Source organism: Sinorhizobium sp. KGO-5 (genome assembly GCF_036245905.1).
GTDB classification, from domain to species: Bacteria; Pseudomonadota; Alphaproteobacteria; order Rhizobiales; family Rhizobiaceae; genus Sinorhizobium; species Sinorhizobium meliloti_A.
In genome coordinates this window covers 1,036,346-1,056,759 of the sequence record NZ_BDIZ01000001.1, presented here as the reverse complement: position 1 = coordinate 1,056,759, position 20,414 = coordinate 1,036,346, and the positions used below count along the sequence as shown (strand labels likewise).

Sequence of the window (20,414 nt, the reverse complement as noted above, 5' to 3'; positions counted from 1 at the left end):
TCCGGTCGGTACCCTGCGCAGATCCAACGTTCGGGTTTGCTGGAAAACGGCTTGCGCTCAGCCGTTCTGCATTAGCCGCGAATCTACCAGCCCCGGAAGCGAAGCTAGGACACGAAACTTGCGCGAACTTGGCGAAAGGTCAGGTATCGGCGAACTGTCGCGCAGCGCACCGTCCCGATCGCGCGGCCGCCCCTCGTCCGCCAGTCGGGAGAGGGTTAGCCCTCGGGTTAAACCCGGGTGCGACCCGAAGGAAGGGGCACTCCTCTGCGACGGCGCCCCTCAGAAGGCCTCGAAGTCGCCGGCCGCCTTGGTCAGCGGCTGCGAATGCCCATGCCGGAGAATGCCGCTGCCGAGCGCTTTCTTCATGTCGGCAAGCTTGACGAGGCTGACTGCGGTGGTGACGTCGACTAGGCAGGTGTCGGGAATGGAGGCGGTGATGGTATCGATGAACTCGGCGAGCCCGCGCGTCTTCTGCACCGCGAGGTCGATGCCCTGCAGCACCATGATCCTGTCCGCACCGGCGCAGTCGTCGCTCATGAGTTGAGGCTCTATGCGCTCGATCAGATAAGCGACATCGTGGAGCTCCGTGACGACGCGCATCAGCACGTCCGGCAGAGATTCTTCCGTGTGAGGCTGGTTGTGGTCTTTCTGCATTGTTTCCTCACGTGGCCTCGGCCGGTATGATCAGAAGAATTCGATGGAGCTTTCGGCCGGCTTCGGCACGGCGGGCCGCTGGTCCATCTGAAGCGCCCGCTGTGCCTCCACGCCCGTCAGCGCATATTGGCGCGCGCGCCCGGACGACGGCCAGTATTCGAGCTTGCGTCCGTGGTCCCCGCCGGTGCTTTCGCCGACGATGCGGATACCCTCGTCCATCAGGAACTGACGCGCGAAGGCGGCATTCTGCTCGCCGACGTTCGAGAAACGCGCAATCGTCCTGGCGCCGCCGAAGATCTTCGCCTCCAGCCGGTCGCGCCGCGCCCCCTGCTTCAGGAGGCCGTTGATGAGAAGCTCCATCAGGTGCACGCCGTAGCGCGTGGCGTTCGCGCCGGAGCTCGGCGAGGTCGCCGATCCCGGCAGCAGGAAGTGATTCATGCCGCCGACGCCGGCCACCGGATCGCGCATGCAGGCGGCCACGCAGGAGCCGAGAATGGTCGAAAGCACGATATCCGGATCGTTGACGACCTTGAACTCGCCCTGAATGACATGAACGCGCCTGCCGGCAGCCTCGGTGTTCATTTCAGCGCCCCGAACACGGCCTCGATCGCGGCTTTCATCTTTTCGATCGTGAACGGCTTGGCCAGCACGTTGTTGGCGCCGAGCGCAGCCGCCTTCTGCACCAGGGCGCGGTCGCCCTGTGCCGTGAGGATGATGAAGGCCGCCTTCTTCGTGGCCGGGTTCGCACGCACCGCCTGGAGCAGGCCGAGCCCATCCATTTTCGGCATGTTGAAATCGGAGATGACCAGATGATGGGGATTCTGAGCCATGATCTTCATGCCCTGTTCCCCGTCACCGGCTGCGGTGATCTGCTTGAAGCCGAGCTGCTGCAGTGCGTCGCCCAAGAGCAGACGACTCGTGACCTGATCGTCGACGATCAGAACTTTTATCTTTTCGGCGAGAGACATTATTCGATTCCTTCTTTTCGGGCTGCCGCCGTCTTCAAAATCTCCTCCCCGATCGATCCGAGGGGGAGCTGCGTTTCGACCGCGCCCAATTCATAGGCGACGCGCGGCATGCCGTAGACAACACAGGTCTTTTCGTTCTGACCGAAGGTGCGTGCCCCGGCATGCCGCAATTTCAGAAGACCGGCGGCGCCATCGCGGCCCATTCCGGTAAGAATCACCCCGATGGCGTTGCGGCCCGCCAGTTCGGCGACGGAACCGAACAGCACGTCGACCGAGGGTCGATGTCCGTTGACCGCCGGCTGATCCACCAGGCGGCAGCAGGGCGCGGCGGCATTATGCACCTCAAGATGCCGTTCGCCGCCGGGCGCCAGGTAGACCTTTCCGACCTCGAGCCGCGCGCCATCCGTCGCCTCCTGGACCGTCGGGGCGCAAAGCCGGTTCAGCCGTTCGGCGAAGCTCTTCGTGAAGGTGTGCGGCATGTGCTGCGTGATCACCGTCGGCGGGCAATTTGCCGGGAACTTCTGCAGGACCGTGATCAGAGCCTCGACCCCGCCGGTCGAAGCTCCCATCGCGACGATCTTGCGCCCTGCCCGGTAGTCGGAAACGGCTGTCACCGCCGGCGCGGCCGCCCTGTTGCTGGTGATCATGGACTTGCGCTGCGAACGCGCGGCCGCCTTGACCTTGTCGGCGAGATCGCGGAACGGATGCGGATCCCCTTGCTGCGGCTTGCCGACGCAGTCGAAGGCGCCGATCTCGAGCGCGGCGATCGTGGCTTCCGCGCCCCTATGCGTCAGCGTCGAGACCATGATCACCGGCATGGGCCTCAGCCGCATGATCTTGTCGAGGAATTCGAGGCCGTTCATATTCGGCATCTCGATGTCGAGGGTCACGACATCGGGGTCGAGCTGCTTGATCGCCTGGCGCGCCTCGAGCGCGTCGGCAGCCTGCCCGACGACCGAAATGTCCGGATCGGCATTGAGCACGGCGGAGATGAGGCCGCGCATGGTGGCCGAGTCGTCGACGACGAGAACACGTGCGGGAGTGCTCATGCCCGACCTCCGTGGAACTTGCCCGTGTGGCGATAGGTCGTGATGCCGATATTGTCGAAGAGCGCCTTTGCATCCCCCGACACACGTTCCGAGTGGCCGATATAGAGGTGCCCGCCATTGTCCAGCACGCCGGCGAAGCGCGACCAGATCTTCATCTGCGTCGGCTCGTCGAAATAGATCACGACGTTGCGGCAGAAGATCACGTCGAACGGCCCCTTGAGCGGCCACTGCGCCATCAGGTTGAGCTCGTTGAAGGTGATCAGCCGCTTGACGCGATCGTCGACCTGCCACTTGCGGCGGCCGCCGACTTCGACCTCGCTGAACCATTGCTTGCGCATGGCAGGGTTCACCGTCTCGATCGCCGTCGCGTCGTAGGCGCCGGCCCGCGCCAGCGACAGGATCTTCGGGTCGATATCGGTCGCGAGGATGCGAAAGTCGTAGTCCGCGGCATTGGGCAGCAGCGACAGCACCGTCAGCGCCATCGAATAGGGCTCCTGGCCATCCGAACACGCCGCAGACCAGATGCGAACGCGACCGCCGTTCTTCGCGCGGGCGATGAGACCCGGCAAAACGTCTGTTTTCAGGTGCTCGAAATGATGGTTCTCGCGGAAAAAGCGGGTGAAATTCGTCGTGAGATGCGAAAGCATGTCGCGGCGCGCCGCCGCCCCGGCAGGCGAAGCGACGAGCTGGCAGTATTCGCGGAACCCCTTCAGTCCGAGATTGCGGATATGCTTCGAAAGCCGCGAATAGACGAGCGATGCCTTCGATTCGTTGAGATAGATGCCGGCATCCGCGTAGATCATCGCGGCGATCTCGGTAAGATCGCGGCGGGTCAGCGGATATTCTCCGCTCGCGAGACATTCCTCCGGATACGGACTCTGATCGATGTTGGCCCGGACCCTCATGCCGCCTCCCTTTCCTCGCTCGGGAAGACCGAGTCGAGCTCTACGAGGCAGATCATGCGCCCCTCTATCGCCAACACGCCACGTGCGAAACTCCGCTCGAAATCGGACGCGATGTCCGGTGTCGGCTGAATATCGCGGTCGGAGACGGTGAGAATGTCGGAAACGGCGTCGACCAGCAGGCCGACCACCCTGCTGTTGACCTGTGCGACGATGATCACGTGCCGAACCGTCGGCTCGGCCGCCTTCATGCCTAGCCGGGCGGAGAAATCGACGATCGGCAGCACGGCGCCGCGCAGATTGATGACCCCGAGCACGCAGGCGGGCGCATGCGGCATGGGGGTCGCCGGCGTCCATCCGCGAATTTCGCGCACCGACATGATGTTGACGCAGAATTCCTGGTCGCCGACGCGGAAGGCGATCAGCTCCCGTCCCCCACTGGTCAGATGTTTTGCGGCATTGGTCATGGGGATTATCCGGCGGCAGCAAGAGACATTTCGGGTTTCAGGGATTGCCCGCGCGACGCAGCAACGATGGCGTCGACATCGAGGATGAGTGCCACGCGCCCGTCGCCGAGAATGGTGGCCGCGGCGATGCCGGGCACATGCGTGTAGTTGGCTTCGAGGCTCTTGATCACCACCTGGCGCTGGCCCTGGATGGCATCGACCATCAACGCGCGCTGGCCACCGCCTTCGGATTCGACGAGAAGCGCCACACCTTCGACCGGGTTGGCCTGTGCCCCGCGAAAGTTAAGGATGCGGCCCACATCCACCAGCGGGCAGAAGGAGTCGCGGATCGAGATCAGCCGCTGGCTGGACCCGAAGCTGTGGATCGCGGAGGCCTCCGGCTGCAGCGTCTCGACGATTGCCGTCAGCGGCACGACCAGCGTCTGGTTGGCGACAGTCACCACCATGCCGTCGAGGACGGCGAGCGTCAGCGGCAGGCTCATGGTGAAGATCGAGCCCTGGCCCGGCTTCGAAGAGATGTTGATGCGGCCACCGAGTGCCTGGATGGAGCGCTTGACGACATCCATGCCGACACCGCGGCCGGAAATGTCGGAGATCTTGTCGGCCGTGGAGAAACCCGCGTGGAAGATCAGGTTGTCGACCTCCTCATCCGAAAGGTTTGCGTCCGCGGCAATGAGATCGTTGTCGATCGCCTTCTGGCGCACCTTCTCGCGATTGATGCCGGCGCCGTCGTCCGCAAGCTCGATGACGATGCGGCCGGAACGGTGCTTGGCCGTGAGCCGCACCGTTCCTTCCGGGTTCTTGCCCGCGGCAACCCGTTTTTCGGGCGTCTCGAGACCGTGATCGACCGCGTTGCGGATCATGTGCGTGAGCGGCTCGGCGAGCTTGTCGATGACCGTCTTGTCGACTTCCGTATTTTCACCCTCGGTGATGAGACGGACGGACTTGCCGGTCATGTCGGCGATTTCGCGGACGATGCGGGACATGCGCTGGAAGACCGGCTTGACCGGCTGCGCGCGGATCGCCATGACGCTGTCCTGGATTTCGCGCGTAAGCTGCTGCAGTTCCTCCAGGCCCATATTGATCGACGACGTGCCGTTGGTGTCGTTTTCGATCACGCTCTGCGACAGCATCGCCTGGTTGATGACGAGTTCCCCGACGAGATTGATCAGGCGGTCGACCCGATCGAGATCGACGCGAATGGTCGGGGTCGCGGCGGAAGCGGCCTGCTGGGCGGCAGCCTGTGCCGCCGATGCCGACTGGGAATTGCGGGCATTCTCCGGGGAGACGCGCGCCGTGGACTGCGCCATTTGCAGGATGTTGCTCGCCGTCTGCGCCGCCGCGACGGCCGCATTCCGGGGGTCGCCCTCGCTGGTGGCGGCCCGGTTCTCTTGCCCGGCAGGCGCCTGGGCTTCCTCATCGAGGATCGAAAGGTCGAAGGGGACAGGCTGCATCGGCAGGTCCTCGTCCATCCCGACCATACCGCCGGCAAGCGCGACGTCGAGGTCGCAATCCCACTCGGCGAATTCGAATACGGAGCGGATCGCCTCTTCGCCCTGGTCGGTCTTGAGCGAAACCTTCCAGGAGAAATAGGCCTCCTCCGGATTCATCCGGTCCAGCGGCGGCAGAGTGTCCATCTCGCAATGGATGCTCATTTCGCCGAGGCGCGAGAGATCGCGCAGGAGCAGCGTGGCGTCGTTGCCCTTGGAATAAAGATCCGACTTGGGCTTGAAGACGATCTCATAGGTGGACGGTTCGATCGTCGGCTCGTCGCCTGTCTCGAAATCGTCGAAGGAGAAGGCAACCGGCTGGAAGCCTTCCTCGTTGACGGCCGGAGCAGCCGGGGCAATGCCGGCCGGCGCCGCCTTCGGCGCGGATTCGGCGGCGGCTTGCGGCAATTCGCCGTTGGCGAGCGCTTCGAGTTCCTTGATCAGTTGCCGGCTGCGCGCCTCGTCGACGCCGCCGCCGTCACGGGCGGCGTTGGTGAGATCGGCAAGCACGTCCGCCGATCTCAGCATGACTTTCAGAACGTCCTGATTGGGTTCCAGCCTGTTGGATCGAACGCAATCGAGCGTCGTCTCAAACACATGTGCGAAGGAGACGAGATCGTCGAGCCCGAAGGCGCCGGCGCCACCCTTGATGGAATGGACCGCACGGAAAACGGCATTCACCGTTTCCGGATCGCGATCGCCGTCATTGAGCTTGAGGAGACCCGATTCCAGTTCCGCGAGTTGCTCCTCGCATTCCTGGAAGAAAATCTCTTTGATTTCGTTCATGTCCATTGGATGGCTGTCCCCGGAATTCAGGCCGTTACGCGCTCGATGGCATCGATCAGCTTGGTCGGGTCGAACGGTTTGACGATCCAGCCGGTGGCGCCCGCCTGCCGCGCACGGTTCTTCTTGTCCGCATCGCTCTCGGTGGTCAGCACGAGGATCGGCACCGCACGGTAGCGATCGTTCTTGCGCACACCCTCGATGAAGCCGAAGCCGTCGAGGCGCGGCATGTTGATGTCCGTTACGATCACGTCGGGGTTGGCCGTGTCGAGCTTCTCGAGGCCCTCGACGCCATCCTCCGCCTGGATCGTTTCGAATCCGGCATTGTTGAGGGTGACGAGAAGCATGTTCCGGATCGTCCGGGAATCGTCGACAGTCAGAACTCTCTTCTTCATTGCTCAAATCTCCTTTGCCATCAGGGGACCGATGTCCGCCCCGATGAGCTGTGTCGTCTTGATGAAAGCGTCGGACACCTCGGCAAAGGTGAAAGACAGGCGATCCGCTTCCCAGCTTCTCGCGGCGGCCATGAGCACCTGGACACAAAGCGCCCCGACGCGCTCGACGGCGGACGCGTCGATCGCCACGGCACCGCCTTTCAGTGCCAGGAGGCTTTCATGCAGCACCGTTGCCTCGTTCAGGTCCAATACCGGAGCGAGCTTCAGCGTGTTTCGTGCGGAGTTTCTGCTGGCCATTTTTCCCTCGCTTGACATGCCCTGCTAACGCCGCCCTCCGGCCAGATGACGTTCGGGCGTGACTTCGACGAACGGTCTCGTGGTCTCGTCTTCCGGCGCGTCTATCCTCATCCGCGGGGCGAAGCTCGCGGCCGATCTCGCCTGACGGTCGAGATGAAAGCGACGGACGGTCTCGCCCAGCTCCACGATGACACCGTGAAGATCGTCGGCCGACGCGAGTGCCGCGCCCCCGAGTGCGGCGCTTCGGTTCATCGCCCGCGCGATCCCGTCGATTTCCGATGTTGCGGAGGCAAGATCGCTCACCTGACATTCGGCCTCGCGGGCAATGCCGGTGACGGCCTCGTTTATGGAGGCTACCTGTTCGGCGATGCTGCTGATCGCGTGCTGTGTCCGGCCGACGATCTCGACCCCGGCCACGACCTGGCCCTTGGTTCCGGTCACGAGTTGCTTGATCTCGAGCGCCGCTTCGCCGGAGCGTTGCGCGAGCGCACGCACCTCCTGCGCGACGACAGCGAAACCGCGGCCGCTTTCGCCCGCCCGTGCGGCCTCGATTCCTGCATTGAGGGCCAGGAGATTGGTCTGGAAGGCGATCTCGTCGATCACGCCGATGATCTGACCAATCTTCTCGGCGGAAGCCTCGATGTCCGCCATGGCAGAGATCGCCTGACCGGCGATCTCGCCGCTGCGTTCCACGGCGATCCGCGTCTCACCTGCCTTGGTCTCGGTCTCGGCGATCCGGATCGATCCGGTGCGAATCCGCTCGGTTACGGTGCCGAGGCTCACGAGATGCTGGTCGATGGCTTTCGCTTCCGCGCCGGCATTGCCCGAGAATTCGGCGGCACTGCCGCGCAGCTCCGAGACGATGGCCTCGGCCGCCGTGGCGCGTTTGTCGGCCGCAAGCAGCGCATCCCTGATCTGGCCCAATGCCGTGTTGAGGCCCGCCACGATCGGCTGGTAGGCATCCGGCGCATCTTCCGGAAGACGCGCGGTCAGGTCGCCCTCCCCGATAGCCCGAAGAAAATCCGAGAAGAGTGTCTTCAACTCGCTTTCGTCGTCCCGGCGCTGCTCCGAAAGCTGCCGCTGGTGCTGCTGGCGCAGCGCGTTGAAACGCAGCGAGACTGCAATCTCCGTATCGACGAAGGCAGTGCGCACGAGAGCGGCGACGAGATCGCGGAGTTCTTTCCTGCGTGCCTTGCCGAGGGAGAGGATGGATTTCGGCCAGGCATCCTCGATCGCACCGAGGATAAGGTGCTCGAGCACGATCGAATGACTTGCGATCTGCCAGCGCGGGTCGAGACCCATGCGGCTTTCGGTATCGGCGAGGACCTTTACGCGCTCCGCATAAAGTCCGTCGAAACGCGCATCCGTGAGCACGTTCCAGTGTGACGATTGAAGATCGTGCAGGCGGTCGATCTGGCGGTCGCTGTCGAAGTGCCGCGCCGCGTCGGGGCTCGCCTGCAGGCGGTGCGAGAGGGCGCGCAACGCCAGGTCGATGCGTGGCGAAAGAGCCTGGCGGTGACCGCGCAGCAGCGCGCAGGCATCCTCGTCGAGACCGGCAAAGCGCAGGCGTTCCAGCAGGCTGCCCGCCTGGCCCTTTCTCGCCTGTTCTGACGCTTCCTGTTTCACCCTGGTCCCCGGCTGCTGATGCGTCCCGCATTCGAAATCTGCTGGGGAGGGTCGCCGCCGGCGGCCGGTCACGCCCACCCGATAGAGCAGCGCGCCCGGAAGCGCCCGCCATCGTCCGTCCCACAGTGATTTCAATGAAAGTGGATACCGGACCGAAACCGGTACGGCGGTGCGGCATCATGCCTTGAGGAGAAGTAGAGACTTCCTATTCCGACGTGTTGGACCATGTTTATGGTTAATTCCTTGCTTGAAAGTTAATGCCTCATGCCTCCTAACCGGAATCGCTAAAATTCAACCGGAGCTTTGCCGTCCGCTAGCGATGCAACGTTTTCTTTGAACGCAGCCACAGGTTTTCAATGATAAGAGTTTAGAATTGCGGATCTGCCTGCCGTTCAGTATCGAAGCATACAGCGTCATGCGTCTCCCATCGGACGGGCAGAGGTCGCTATAGCATTTGAAGTGCTGCATGTTCCTGGTGTCGGCTGCGATTCAGAACATGCAGGTGTGATGGCGCGAACTACGCGTTGAGTAGCATCTTCAGGCAATGGGCGGCATCATGACGGTGCGCCACGGGACGTGAACAATGATTGTTCTTGGAATAGGCGCCATCATCACCGCAGCGCTCGCAATGGCAGCGATATCGATCGTCGTCAACCTTGAGTATGGCCGCGCAGCGAGCAGAACGTCCGTCTTCTGAAATTCCTTTACGGATCACTCCGGACATGCGCAGCAGTGCGCCGGCGCCATGTCTCGGCATAAGCCGCACAGGCGTCCGGATTTGCGGCCGGTATCGGCTCGGTCCCCGTCCTGACGCGGGCGCCCGCAACGAGGCAGGCGGCGCCGAGGCTCGTTCCCGTGCTGTTCAGCCTGTTGGCAAGCACCGGCCGGCCGGTGGCGGCGGCAAGCATCCTCAGATAGGCGTCGTTCAAGGCAAACGGCCCCTCGACCAGGATCTCGCCCCTTGCCCCGATCAGATCGAGGCAGGTCGCCGTCATCAGTGCAAGATGAAAGGAGACGACGGCGAGCCGTTCGGCGGGAGCGAGCTTGCCTTCGTCCGTCGTCCAGCAGGGGCGCGCAGCCGGAAACGGCCCCGAACCACCCGGCAGCGACGGCAGCAGCATATGCCCTTGTTCCAGGACACGGGCTTCGGCCTCGGGCGAGGCCGGCGGCGGATCGTCGCCGATCAGCAGGGAATAGGCGCGCCCGCCCATGAAGCGGGCCGAAGGCACCGGATCACCGAGTGCGTTGACGTTGATGAGCGTGTCGCGCCGCTCGTCGAGTTTCACGGGATCGGCGCCGACGGCGAGCATCACGACCCAGGTTCCGGTCGAGACTACGGAGAACGGCGCCTGGCGCGTAATGAGATGCGGCAGCAGCGAGGCATTCGAATCGTGAATGCCGCAGTGGACCGGCGTTTCCGGCGGCAGGCCCGTCTCATCGGCAACCTGCCGAAGCAGGGGACCAAGCACGTCGCCCGCCCTTCGCACCGGCGCGAAGAGAGAGCGCCAGCCCTGCTCGTCGACCATCGACGAGAAGGTTGCCGCCTTCGGATTCCAGAGATCGGTGTGGCAGCCGAGCGAGGTCAACTCGCTCGTCCTGACCCCCGTCAGCCGGTAGGACCAATATTGCGCATAGGTGAGGATCGTCGCGACGCGGGCGAAATGCTCCGGAAACATGCGCTGCTGCCAGAAGAGCTGAGCGCCGACATTGAGCCCCATCGGCAGGCGCGCCGAACCGGTCTCCGTGAAGGGAGGGCGCGCCTCTTCGTATTCCTCCGCGAGCGCATCCGGACCGGCGAATTCATAGTCCAGAACCGGCAAGGCGAGCTCGCCCGCTTCATCGAGCAGCACGGCGGTCGCGCCGTGCGTGGTCACCGAAATCGCATCCACCGGGTGCTCGCCGTGAAGCGCGGCCAGACTGTCGAGAATGAAACGCCAGAGGCGCTCGGTGTCGAAATGCGGGTAAAGCCCGTCAGCGCTGACACCATTGCTGGCTTTGCGCACGGCGATTTCCTCGAAGCGCTCGAGATCGACGAGTGCGACCTTGGCGTTTGTCTTGCCGATATCGATGACGGCGACGGTTTTCATCATCATTTGAGGTGGAAGACGGTTTTGAGCGGCACGGCGACCGGCTCGTTGTCAGCGCGGGTCTCCATGATATCGGCCATATGGGCCCACCATTTACGCATCACCGGGTGCGACGGCAGATCGGCCATCCTGTGATCGTCCGAACGCCAGAGGACGCCGAAGAGCAGGCCGTTCTCCTCATCGAGGTGGATCGAATAATCGGAGACACCGGCGTCCTTCAGGAGTGTGACCAACTCCGGCCAGATCGCGTCGTGACGCGCCTGGTATTCGGCGGCCTTGCCGGGATGGAGTCGCATGCGGAAGGCGTATTTTTCCATGACTTGCATCTCAACGAACGGAACGGTGGCGGGCGCGCTGCCAGAGAATCGGCAGCGCGATCACCGAAATCAGGAGCAGGCCGATGAAGATCGACATGACGATGCCGGGCACGTTCAGGAGGCCGAAGCCGAAGGTGACCATGCCCATGATCAGCGCCGCCAGCACGACCCCGGGTATCGTGCCGGAGCCGCCGAGAATGTTCACGCCGCCGAGCACCACCATGGTCACGACCTCGAGCTCCCAGCCCAGCGCGATCGAGGGCCGTGTGGAGCCGAGCCGCGAGGTGAGGCAGACGGAGGCGAGCCCGGCCATAAGGCCGGTCAGCAGGAAGAGCGTGAACTTGACCCGCCCGACTCGCACGCCGGAAAAGAGTGCCGCCGTCTGGTTGTTGCCGATGGCATAGACGGCACGGCCGAAATTCGTCCTGTGCAGCAGGACTGCGTAAATGACGGCGAGTACGACGAAGAGCGTGAACTCGAAGGAGAAAACCCACCAGACATAACCTTGGCCGAACCAGGCGAAGCTCTCGGGATAGCCGGTAAAGGCCTGGTCTCCGAGCACGATGAAGGACAGGCCGCGAAACAGGCTCATGGTGCCGATCGTCACCACGATCGACGGCAGACCCAGGCCTGTGATCAGGAGCCCGTTGACGAGACCGCAGAGGAGACCGACGCCAAGGCCGGTCGCGACGAGCGCGGGTGTGCCGAACCCGAGTTGCACCGCATAGCCCATGGCTGTCGAGGCAAGGGCGATTATGGAAGCGACCGAGAGGTCGATCTCGCCGGAGATGATCACCAGCGCCATGGCGAAGGCGATCATCGCCTTTTCGGTGAAGTTGAACGTGGCGTCGGAGAGGTTCCACGGATCGAGGAAATAGGGCGACGCCAGCGAATTGCCGAGGAAGATCACGGCGGCGACTACGAAGAGCAGCGCTTCCCAGCTCTTCAGAAGGCGAGCGCCGCCTCCTTGCAGCCGATCGGGAATGTGGCGGGGAGAAATTTGCGCATCCGCCATCAGACCGCCTCCGCTTTCTTGAGAATGACCCTGCCCTTGCGCCGCTCGGCGCGGGCGTTGACGGCAACCGCGATGATGATGACCGTTCCGGATATCGCCAGCTGTGCGAAGGGCGAGATATTGATGACCGGCAGGGCGTTCTTGATCACGCCGAGGAAGAGCGCTCCGAGGACGGCGCCCGCCACAGAGCCGATGCCGCCGGCGATCGAAATGCCGCCGATGACACAGGCCGCGATGATGTCGAGCTCGAAGCCGGCGGCGATGTCCACATAGGCGACCGCATAGCGCGATACCCAGAGGTAGCCCGACAGGCCCGCAAGCGCGCCCGAGAGGCAATAGGCGAAGAAACGCGTGCGCCCGACATCGATGCCCGTATAGACGGCTGCGTGCGGATTGCCGCCGACGGCATAGAAGGCGCGTCCGAGCGGCGTGCGACCCATGACCAGGAACATCAGCGCGACCATGACGAGCGAGAGCCAGGAAAGCACCGGCATGCCGGCCAAATCCAGCCGCGGCAGCGCCTTGAAGGCGTCGCTCATCTCATGGGCATTGATCCACTTGCCGTTCGTCAGCACGAAGATCAGGCCGCGATAGATCGTCAGCGTCCCGAGCGTGACCACGATCGGGGGAATATCGAGCTTCCAGACCAACGTGCCGTTGATCGCCCCGAGGAAGCCGCCCAGCACCATGACGGCAACAAGGATGAGCGGTATCGGCAGGTCGGGAAAGGCGTTGTTCAACATGGCCGCGACCATGCCGCAGAGCGCGAGGTTGGCCGCCATCGACAAATCGATGCAGCGCGTGAGAATGACGGCCATCTGCCCCAGCGCCAGAATGACGAGGATAGAGGTGTCGCCATAGACGCGCGCAAGATTGGAAGGAGCCACGAAAGCCGGAAAGCGCAAGGCGATCAGGGCAAGCAGTACGGCAATCGCGACGACGAGCAGGATTTCTCGGTTCTTGAGGAGCCTGGCCATCATGCGGCCCTCCCATCGACTTGCGTTTCTATGCCGGCTGCGGCGCGCACCAGCTTCTCGGCGGTCAGTTCCGACCGCTCGTATCTTCCGACGACGCGCCCCTCGCGCATGACGATGACGCGGTCCGACATCCCCATGATCTCGGGAATTTCCGAGGACACCATGATGACGCTCAAGCCTTGCGCCGCAAGCTCGCTCATGAAGGCATGAACGGCGGCCTTGGAGCCGATGTCGATGCCCTTGGTCGGCTCGTCGAGGACGATGACCTTCGGCCGGGTGGCGAGCCACTTGGCGATGACCACCTTCTGCTGGTTGCCGCCAGAAAGCGTGCCGACGTCCTGATCCAGCGCGGCGGCCCGCAGATCGAGGCGGGAGGTGTATTCGCGCGCCAGCGCGAATTCCTCGGCAAGCCGCAGGAAGCCCGAGCGCGAGGTCTGTGAAAGCGAGGGCAGCGTGACGTTCTGGAAGATCGGCATGCCGATGATCGCCCCCTGCCGTCCGCGCTCTTCCGGCACATAGACGATGCCGGCGCGGATCGCCTCCGCCGGGCTGCGGATGACCAGCACCTCGCCATCGAGTTTCACGGCACCGGCGGACGGGCGGGTAATGCCGATCAGCGACTGCATGAATTCCGAACGCCCGGCGCCGACAAGGCCATAGAAACCGAGGATCTCGCCGCGCCTGAGTTCGAAGTTGATGTCCTCGAATTCGGTCGGGTGGCGATAACCGGAAACGGTAAGCACCGGCTGACCGATCGTCACCTCCTTCTTCGGATAGACGGAGCCGACGGCGCGGCCGACCATCATGCGGACGAGATCATCCTGGCTGACGTCGGCGATCAGCCCTTCGCCGATCATCGCTCCGTCGCGAAAGACGGTGTAGCGGTCGGCGATGCGGAATATCTCATCGAATTTGTGGCTGATGAACAGGATGGCCTTGCCGTCTGCCTTGAGCCGCTCGATCAGTTCGTAGAGCTCGTGAATTTCCTTGTGCGACAGAGCGGCCGTCGGCTCGTCCATGATGACGACGCGCGCATCGACCGAGAGCGCCCGGGCGATCGCGACCAGATGCTTCTTGGCGATGCCGAGATCGCGCAGGCGGATGGTCGGGTCGAAATCGGCACCCGCGCGGCGCAACAGGGCCTGAGCGTCGGCGTTGAGCTTCTTCCAGTCGATGAGGCCGAACCGGTTGCGCGGAGCGTGGCCGAGAAAGATGTTTTCCGCGACGGAGAGCTCGTCGAAGAGCACCGTCTCCTGATGAATTGCCGTGACCCCGGCGCGGGACGCAGCAAGGGCGGTCGGAAAGATGGTCTCCGTGTCGCCGAGCCGGATGTTGCCCGCATCGGGCTGATAGATGCCGGTCAGTATCTTGACCAGCGTCGACTTGCCGGCGCCGTTCTCGCCGACGAGCGCCGTCACCGAACCGGGATAGAGGGCGAGCGAGACATCGGAAAGAGCGCGCACGCCCGGAAAGGACTTCGATATGCCCTCAAGCGCAATGGCGGGCTTCATCCGCGATGTGGTTGTGTCCTGCAACAAGAATGGATCCACCAGTTCGGTCGTTTCAATTGGATGGCGGCCAAGTCCTCGATCGCATGAGGCTGCCCTCTATCCCTATCCCTCTTTCCGCTCGCGGGGAGAGGGATAGGAGAAGATTGCCGCACGTCGCTTCTCCCCGTCAGAACGGGGAGAAGGTGGCCGGCAGGCAGAATGAGGGGCGGACGCCGCCTCCTCGTGACGCTCAGAAGATCTTCGCGAATTCCTCGACGTTCGAGGCATCATAGACGAACGGGTCGGCCATGGCGCCTTCGTTGTTCTCGTCGAGCTTGACCGTGCCCATGCGGCCCATCTTGAGTTCCGCGCCGGGCTTGGCTTCGGCACCGTTGATGAGGTCGTAGGCGATCATCGTTGCCGAATAGCCGAGGTCGATCGGATTCCAGATGGCGAAAGACTTCGAGGCGCCGGACTTCACGTGTCCGGCCATTTCGGAGGGAAGGCCCAGACCGGTGACGTTGATCTGGCCGATCTTGCCGGCGTCGGTCACGGCCTGCGCCGCGGCGACGATGCCGACGGAGGTCGGCGCTATGATGGCCTTCAGGTTCGGATGGGACTGGATGAGCCCTTGCGTCTCGCGATAGGACTTGTCGGCCAGGTCGTCGCCATAGACGGTGGCGACCACATTGATGCCCTTGTAGTTGCCCTGGACCTTCTTCATTTCGGCGATCCACGTATTCTGGTTGGTCGCCGTTGCGGAGGCCGAGAGCACTGCGACGTCGCCGCCCTCGGGCAGGTTGTCGGCGGCGAGCTTGATGATCATGTTGCCGATCAGCGGGCTCGAGGACGGGTTGAGATGCATCAGGCGGCCTTCCTTGGCCACACCCGAATCCCAGGAGATGACTTTGATGCCGCGGTCCATCGCCTTCTTCAGCGCCGGGACGAGCGCGTCCGTGTCGTTGGCAGAAACCGCGATCGCATCGACTTTCTGGGCGATCAGCGAGTTGATCACTTCGATCTGGCCTTCGGCCGTCGTCGAGGTCGGGCCGGTATAGATGATCTCGACGTCGCCGAGTTCCTTGGCCGCTTCCTGAGCGCCCTTGTTGGCCGCTTCGAAGAAGCCGATGCCCAATGCCTTGACGACAAGGGCGATCTTCTTGTTCTCCGCATGAGCGGCATTTGCCATCAGCGCCACGGCGACGGCGGCCGTCACCATCAATGATTTCAGGACTTTCATCGTTTTTCTCTCCTCCCATGGGCCCGCATCCGGAGTGGCTGCGTCTTCCTGCCCGAACAATCATTTCCCGATCTTCACCCGGAAGCTCGGGACATCAGCTCCTCTCCCCATGCTTCATGCGGGTGTCGAAGCCTTTTCGGCGTCGGCCTTGGCGCTCTGAGCGGCGACGATCAGGCTGACGCCGGCATTTTCAAGCATCGAGGCATGTCTGTCCTCGATACCCGAATCGGTAATGACGGTGGCGATGCGCTTGAGACCGCACAGAATGAGGCTCGAGCGCCTGTGAAATTTCGAGGAATCGACGAGCACGACGAGGTCGTCGGCCTGGTCGATCAGCTTTTGCTCAGCCTGGATCAGCAACGGATCGGCCTCCATCAGCCCGAGAGGCCCCAGCCCCTGCGCCCCCATGAACATGCGACGCGCATAGAAGTTGCGCGTCACGTCGTTCTCGAAGGGGCTCAATATGATGTTCTGCTCGCGATAGATCGTCCCGCCCGACAGCATGACGGTGTTCTTGGAATGCTTGAGCAGGTGCTCGGCGATTGGGAAGGAATTGGTGAAGACCTGCATCCGGCGATTGGCGAGGAAATGCACCATCTGAAAGGTCGTGGTGCCGCCGTTGATGATGATCGGTTCGCCGTCCTGACAGAGCGCCACCGCTTCCCGGGCGATCGCCTGCTTCTCCCGCGCATGCAGGCCTTCGTTCACCCGGAAGGGGCGGCCGGCAAGGCCTACGAACTGCGGAGGGTTGATCGCTTCGGCACCGCCCCTGACACGGCGCAGCCGCTTTTGCACATGCAGTGCCGCGATGTCGCGGCGGATCGTCGCCTCCGAACTGCCGGTGAGATCAACCAGTTCAGGCACGGTTGCGACCGGCTTTTCCTGCACCGCCGACAGGATGATCCTGTGTCTCTCTTTCTCGTGCATGCGCTCCTCCGATGCTCCGCATGCTTCCATCCCTTCCGAGCATTGTCAATCACAACCAATCATGTTTTTTCATTGTGCGGCGCATCATGAAAGTTTTTGATCGTTTTTGATTGACACCGGGGTGATCACCGTGTGATCTGGTGCCAATCATAGGGCCGCGGTTCCAAGTCGCGGCAGCCAGATCAGCGGGAGGAGTTCGACATGCTCGACAAGCACCAGGGCGCGCGCCTTGCCAATCTTTGGGATGAGGGCAAGGCGGCAGGAATGACCGAGCCGGAAAAGCTCCTCTACCGCTCGAACCTCCTCGGATCGGACAAGCGGATCACCAATTACGGCGGCGGCAATACCTCCGCCAAGGTCATGGAAAAAGATCCGCTGACCGGCGAAATGGTCGAGGTCCTCTGGGTCAAGGGCTCCGGCGGCGACGTCGGCACGATCAAGATGGACGGCTTCTCCACCCTCTATATGGACAAGCTCCGCGCGCTGAAGGGCATTTATCGCGGCGTCGAATTCGAAGACGAGATGGTCGGCTACCTGCCGCATTGCACTTTCAACCTCAACCCCCGCGCCGCCTCGATCGACACGCCGCTGCACGCCTATGTTCCGAAGCCGCATGTCGATCACATGCATCCGGATGCGATCATCGCCATCGCCGCCTCGAAGAACAGCAGGGAACTGACGAGCAGGATCTTCGGCGACGAGATCGGCTGGCTGCCGTGGAAACGGCCCGGCTACGAGCTCGGCCTCTGGCTTGAAAAGTTCTGCAAGGAAAACCCGGATGCGCGCGGCGTCGTGCTCGAAAGCCACGGCCTCTTCACCTGGGGCGACACGGCGAAGGAGGCCTACGAGACCACGATCGAGATCATCAACCGCGCCATCGCCTGGTTCGAGACCGAGAACACGGGTCCCGCCTTCGGCGGTCGGTCCAAACCGGTGCTCGCCGCCGCCGATCGCGCCGCGATCGCCAAGAAGCTGATGCCGGTGATCCGCGGTCTCATCAGCGCGGGGGAAAGCAAGGTCGGTCACTTCGACGACAGTCAGGCGGTGCTCGACTTCGTGACCTCGACCAGCCTCGAGCCGCTGGCGGCGCTCGGCACGAGCTGCCCCGATCACTTTCTTCGCACCAAGATCCGACCGCTGGTCGTCGATTTCGACCCGACGCAGCCGGATGTCGGAAGAACCCTTGCGGGCCTGCCCGAGGCGATCGCCACCTATCGCGCCGACTACGCCGCCTATTACGAGCGCTGCAAGCGCGCCGACAGCCCGGCCATGCGCGATCCGAACGCGGTCGTCTATCTGGTGCCCGGCGTCGGCATGATCACCTTCGCCAAGGACAAGGCGACGGCGCGCATCTCGGCCGAGTTTTACGTCAATGCGATCAATGTGATGCGCGGCGCGTCCGGCGTGTCGACCTATGTCGGGCTGCCGGAGCAGGAAGCTTTCGATATCGAATACTGGCTGCTCGAAGAAGCCAAGCTGCAGCGCATGCCGAAGCCGAAGAGCCTGGCCGGGCGCATCGCGCTCGTCACCGGCGGCGCCGGCGGCATCGGCAAGGCGACGGCCAACCGGCTGATGCAGGAGGGCGCCTGCGTGGTACTTGCCGATATCGACGAGACGGCGCTCGAAGCGGCTCAGACCGAGCTTTCCACCCGCTACGGCAAGGACTTCGTCCGCTCCGTCAACATGAACGTCACGAGCGAGGCGGCCGTCGAATCGGGCTTCGGCGACGCGCTCCTCGCCTTCGGCGGCCTCGATATTCTCGTTTCCAATGCCGGCCTCGCCACTTCGGCGGCGGTGGAGGACACGACGCTGGCGCTCTGGAACAAGAACATGGACATTCTCGCGACCGGCTACTTCCTGGTCTCGCGGGAGGCTTTCCGCATCTTCCGCAACCAGAAGGCCGGCGGCAATGTCGTTTTCGTCGCCTCCAAGAACGGGCTTGCGGCATCGCCCGGGGCGTCGGCCTATTGCACGGCCAAGGCGGCCGAGATCCATCTCGCCCGCTGCCTGGCGCTCGAGGGAGCGTCGGCGCAGATCCGCGTGAACGTGGTCAATCCCGACGCGGTTCTGCGCGGCTCCAAGATCTGGACGGGCGAATGGAAGGAGCAGCGCGCAGCTGCCTACAAGATGGACGTCGACGAGCTGGAGGCGCATTACCGCGAACGCTCGATGCTGAAGCTCAGCGTCTTCCCGGAAGATATCGCCGAGGCGATCTACTTCCTGGCTTCCGACATGTCGGCGAAATCCACCGGCAATATCGTCAATGTCGACGCGGGCAATGCCCAGTCCTTCACCCGCTGACCGGGAGGCACCGATGACCCTGATGATCAGCACATCCGTCCTCGATTTAGAGAATGCAAGCCGCCGGGACGGTCTCACGCGCGACTACGAAAGCCTGGGCGAGCGGCTCGCCCGCCGCGGCATCGATATCGATGCGGTAAAGGCCAAGGTCGCGGCCTACGGCGTTGCCGTCCCCTCCTGGGGCGTCGGCACCGGCGGCACGCGCTTTGCCCGCTTCCCGGACGCCGGCGAGCCGCGCAATATCTTCGACAAGCTTGAAGACTGCGCCGTCATCCAGCAATTGACGCGGGCGACGCCGGCCGTGTCGCTCCATATCCCCTGGGACAAGGTCTCCGATCTTGGGGGCCTGAAGGAGAAGGGCACGGCGCTCGGCTTGAGCTTCGACGCGATGAACTCGAACACCTTCTCGGACGCGCCCGCTCAGGCGCATTCCTACAAGTTCGGTTCCCTCTCCCACACCGATCCCGCGACCCGACGCCAGGCGATCGAGCATAATCTCGAATGCGTCGAGATCGGCAAGGCGCTCGGCTCCAAGGCACTGACCGTCTGGATCGGCGACGGCTCCAACTTCCCCGGCCAGAGCAATTTCACCCGGGCGTTCGAACGCTATCTCGACTCGATGAAGGCGGTTTACGCGGCGCTTCCGGATGATTGGCGCATCTTCACCGAGCACAAGATGTTCGAACCGGCCTTCTATTCGACCGTCGTGCAGGATTGGGGCACGAACTACCTGATCGCACAGGAACTCGGGCCCAAAGCCTTCTGCCTCGTCGACCTCGGGCACCACGCACCGAACGTCAACATCGAGATGATCGTCGCCCGGCTGATCCAGTTCAAGAAGCTCGGGGGCTTCCATTTCAACGATTCGAAATACGGCGACGACGATCTCGACACCGGATCGATCGACCCCTACCGCCTGTTCCTCGTTTTCAACGAGCTCGTCGATGCGGAGACACGCGCCGCGCACGGTTTCGATCCGGCCCATATGCTCGACCAGAGCCATAACGTGACGGATCCGATCGAAAGCCTGATGACGAGCGCCATGGAGGTCGGCCGTGCCTATGCCCAGGCGCTGATCGTCGACCGTAACGCACTTGCAGGCTATCAGGAGGAGAACGATGCGCTGATGGCATCAGAAACACTGAAGACTGCCTTCCGGACCGACGTCGAGCCCATCCTCGCCATGGCCCGTCTGGAAAATGGCGGCGCCATTGCGCCGGTTTCCGCCTACCGGGCAAGCGGCTACCGCGCCAGGGTGGCAGCCGAGCGTCCTGCAGTCGCCGGCGGCGGCGGCGGCATCGTCTGAACCGCGCCGCAGCAACTTCTCCCTGCCAGAACGGGAGAAAGTCGCGGCGGCGGCGAAGAAGGCATTCCCCGCCGTCAAAAATACGACGCGCGACTTCTATCGCATTCGAAAACATGGTTTATC

Annotated in this window: 19 protein-coding genes; 2 read left to right on the top strand and 17 right to left on the bottom strand. The window is 63.2% G+C overall.

The window, feature by feature from the left end:
• Nucleotides 1-279: 279 nt before the first annotated feature.
• From cheT to BHD07_RS04890, 17 genes are all read right to left on the bottom strand, one after another.
• Entirely contained in the window at nucleotides 280-654 is a 375-nt protein-coding gene (cheT, locus tag BHD07_RS04970) for a chemotaxis protein CheT (RefSeq protein ID WP_100669611.1), read from the bottom strand.
• A gap of 30 nt (nucleotides 655-684) precedes the next feature.
• Nucleotides 685-1,236, bottom strand: coding sequence for a chemoreceptor glutamine deamidase CheD (cheD, locus tag BHD07_RS04965; RefSeq protein WP_338278138.1), 552 nt, complete (start codon nucleotides 1,234-1,236; stop codon nucleotides 685-687).
• Nucleotides 1,233-1,622, bottom strand: a complete 390-nt coding sequence (locus BHD07_RS04960) for a response regulator (RefSeq protein WP_003529938.1) — start codon at nucleotides 1,620-1,622, stop codon at nucleotides 1,233-1,235. The genes cheD and BHD07_RS04960 overlap by 4 nt, the downstream gene beginning before the upstream one ends.
• Nucleotides 1,622-2,671 carry a protein-glutamate methylesterase/protein-glutamine glutaminase gene (locus BHD07_RS04955; protein ID WP_100669613.1) on the bottom strand — a complete coding sequence of 350 codons (1,050 nt, stop codon included), beginning with the start codon at nucleotides 2,669-2,671 and terminating at the stop codon, nucleotides 1,622-1,624. Before BHD07_RS04955 ends, BHD07_RS04960 begins: the two co-directional genes overlap by 1 nt.
• A complete protein-coding gene (gene cheR, locus BHD07_RS04950; RefSeq protein WP_100669614.1) occupies nucleotides 2,668-3,576 on the bottom strand; it encodes a protein-glutamate O-methyltransferase CheR in 909 nt (302 codons plus the stop codon). The genes BHD07_RS04955 and cheR overlap by 4 nt, the downstream gene beginning before the upstream one ends.
• Nucleotides 3,573-4,040 carry a chemotaxis protein CheW gene (locus BHD07_RS04945; RefSeq protein WP_100669615.1) on the bottom strand — a complete coding sequence of 156 codons (468 nt, stop codon included), beginning with the start codon at nucleotides 4,038-4,040 and terminating at the stop codon, nucleotides 3,573-3,575. The genes cheR and BHD07_RS04945 overlap by 4 nt, the downstream gene beginning before the upstream one ends.
• Before the next feature lie 5 nt (nucleotides 4,041-4,045).
• Nucleotides 4,046-6,322, bottom strand: coding sequence for a chemotaxis protein CheA (locus BHD07_RS04940; protein WP_100669616.1), 2,277 nt, complete (start codon nucleotides 6,320-6,322; stop codon nucleotides 4,046-4,048).
• 20 nt (nucleotides 6,323-6,342) lie between these two features.
• Nucleotides 6,343-6,708, bottom strand: a complete 366-nt coding sequence (locus tag BHD07_RS04935; protein WP_018094203.1) for a response regulator — start codon at nucleotides 6,706-6,708, stop codon at nucleotides 6,343-6,345.
• Between the two features lie 3 nt (nucleotides 6,709-6,711).
• Complete coding sequence (locus BHD07_RS04930; protein WP_100669617.1) at nucleotides 6,712-7,005, bottom strand: STAS domain-containing protein; 294 nt, start codon at nucleotides 7,003-7,005, stop codon at nucleotides 6,712-6,714.
• Nucleotides 7,006-7,029: 24 nt separating this feature from the next.
• The gene (locus BHD07_RS04925) at nucleotides 7,030-8,631 is read right to left on the bottom strand and encodes a globin-coupled sensor protein (RefSeq protein ID WP_338278126.1); all 1,602 of its coding nucleotides are present in this window, start codon (nucleotides 8,629-8,631) and stop codon (nucleotides 7,030-7,032) included.
• 704 nt (nucleotides 8,632-9,335) lie between these two features.
• Complete coding sequence (locus BHD07_RS04920) at nucleotides 9,336-10,724, bottom strand: FGGY-family carbohydrate kinase (protein WP_100669619.1); 1,389 nt, start codon at nucleotides 10,722-10,724, stop codon at nucleotides 9,336-9,338.
• Nucleotides 10,721-11,035, bottom strand: coding sequence for an L-rhamnose mutarotase (rhaM, locus tag BHD07_RS04915; RefSeq protein WP_018094198.1), 315 nt, complete (start codon nucleotides 11,033-11,035; stop codon nucleotides 10,721-10,723). Before rhaM ends, BHD07_RS04920 begins: the two co-directional genes overlap by 4 nt.
• Nucleotides 11,036-11,045: 10 nt before the next feature.
• Nucleotides 11,046-12,050, bottom strand: coding sequence for an ABC transporter permease (locus tag BHD07_RS04910; protein ID WP_100669620.1), 1,005 nt, complete (start codon nucleotides 12,048-12,050; stop codon nucleotides 11,046-11,048).
• Entirely contained in the window at nucleotides 12,050-13,030 is a 981-nt protein-coding gene (locus BHD07_RS04905) for an ABC transporter permease (RefSeq protein ID WP_100669621.1), read from the bottom strand. The genes BHD07_RS04910 and BHD07_RS04905 overlap by 1 nt, the downstream gene beginning before the upstream one ends.
• Complete coding sequence (locus BHD07_RS04900) at nucleotides 13,027-14,538, bottom strand: sugar ABC transporter ATP-binding protein (protein WP_275596786.1); 1,512 nt, start codon at nucleotides 14,536-14,538, stop codon at nucleotides 13,027-13,029. Before BHD07_RS04900 ends, BHD07_RS04905 begins: the two co-directional genes overlap by 4 nt.
• A gap of 229 nt (nucleotides 14,539-14,767) precedes the next feature.
• Nucleotides 14,768-15,757 carry a rhamnose ABC transporter substrate-binding protein gene (gene rhaS, locus BHD07_RS04895; RefSeq protein WP_004436001.1) on the bottom strand — a complete coding sequence of 330 codons (990 nt, stop codon included), beginning with the start codon at nucleotides 15,755-15,757 and terminating at the stop codon, nucleotides 14,768-14,770.
• Nucleotides 15,758-15,871: 114 nt separating this feature from the next.
• Entirely contained in the window at nucleotides 15,872-16,684 is an 813-nt protein-coding gene (locus tag BHD07_RS04890) for a DeoR/GlpR family DNA-binding transcription regulator (protein WP_018094194.1), read from the bottom strand.
• Between the two features lie 201 nt (nucleotides 16,685-16,885).
• Between BHD07_RS04890 and BHD07_RS04885 the strand changes: the two genes are divergently transcribed.
• Both BHD07_RS04885 and rhaI read left to right on the top strand, forming a co-directional pair.
• A complete protein-coding gene (locus BHD07_RS04885; RefSeq protein ID WP_100669623.1) occupies nucleotides 16,886-18,985 on the top strand; it encodes a bifunctional rhamnulose-1-phosphate aldolase/short-chain dehydrogenase in 2,100 nt (699 codons plus the stop codon).
• Nucleotides 18,986-18,998: 13 nt separating this feature from the next.
• Entirely contained in the window at nucleotides 18,999-20,291 is a 1,293-nt protein-coding gene (rhaI, locus tag BHD07_RS04880; RefSeq protein ID WP_338278115.1) for an L-rhamnose catabolism isomerase, read from the top strand.
• The last annotated feature ends 123 nt before the right edge of the window (nucleotides 20,292-20,414 follow it).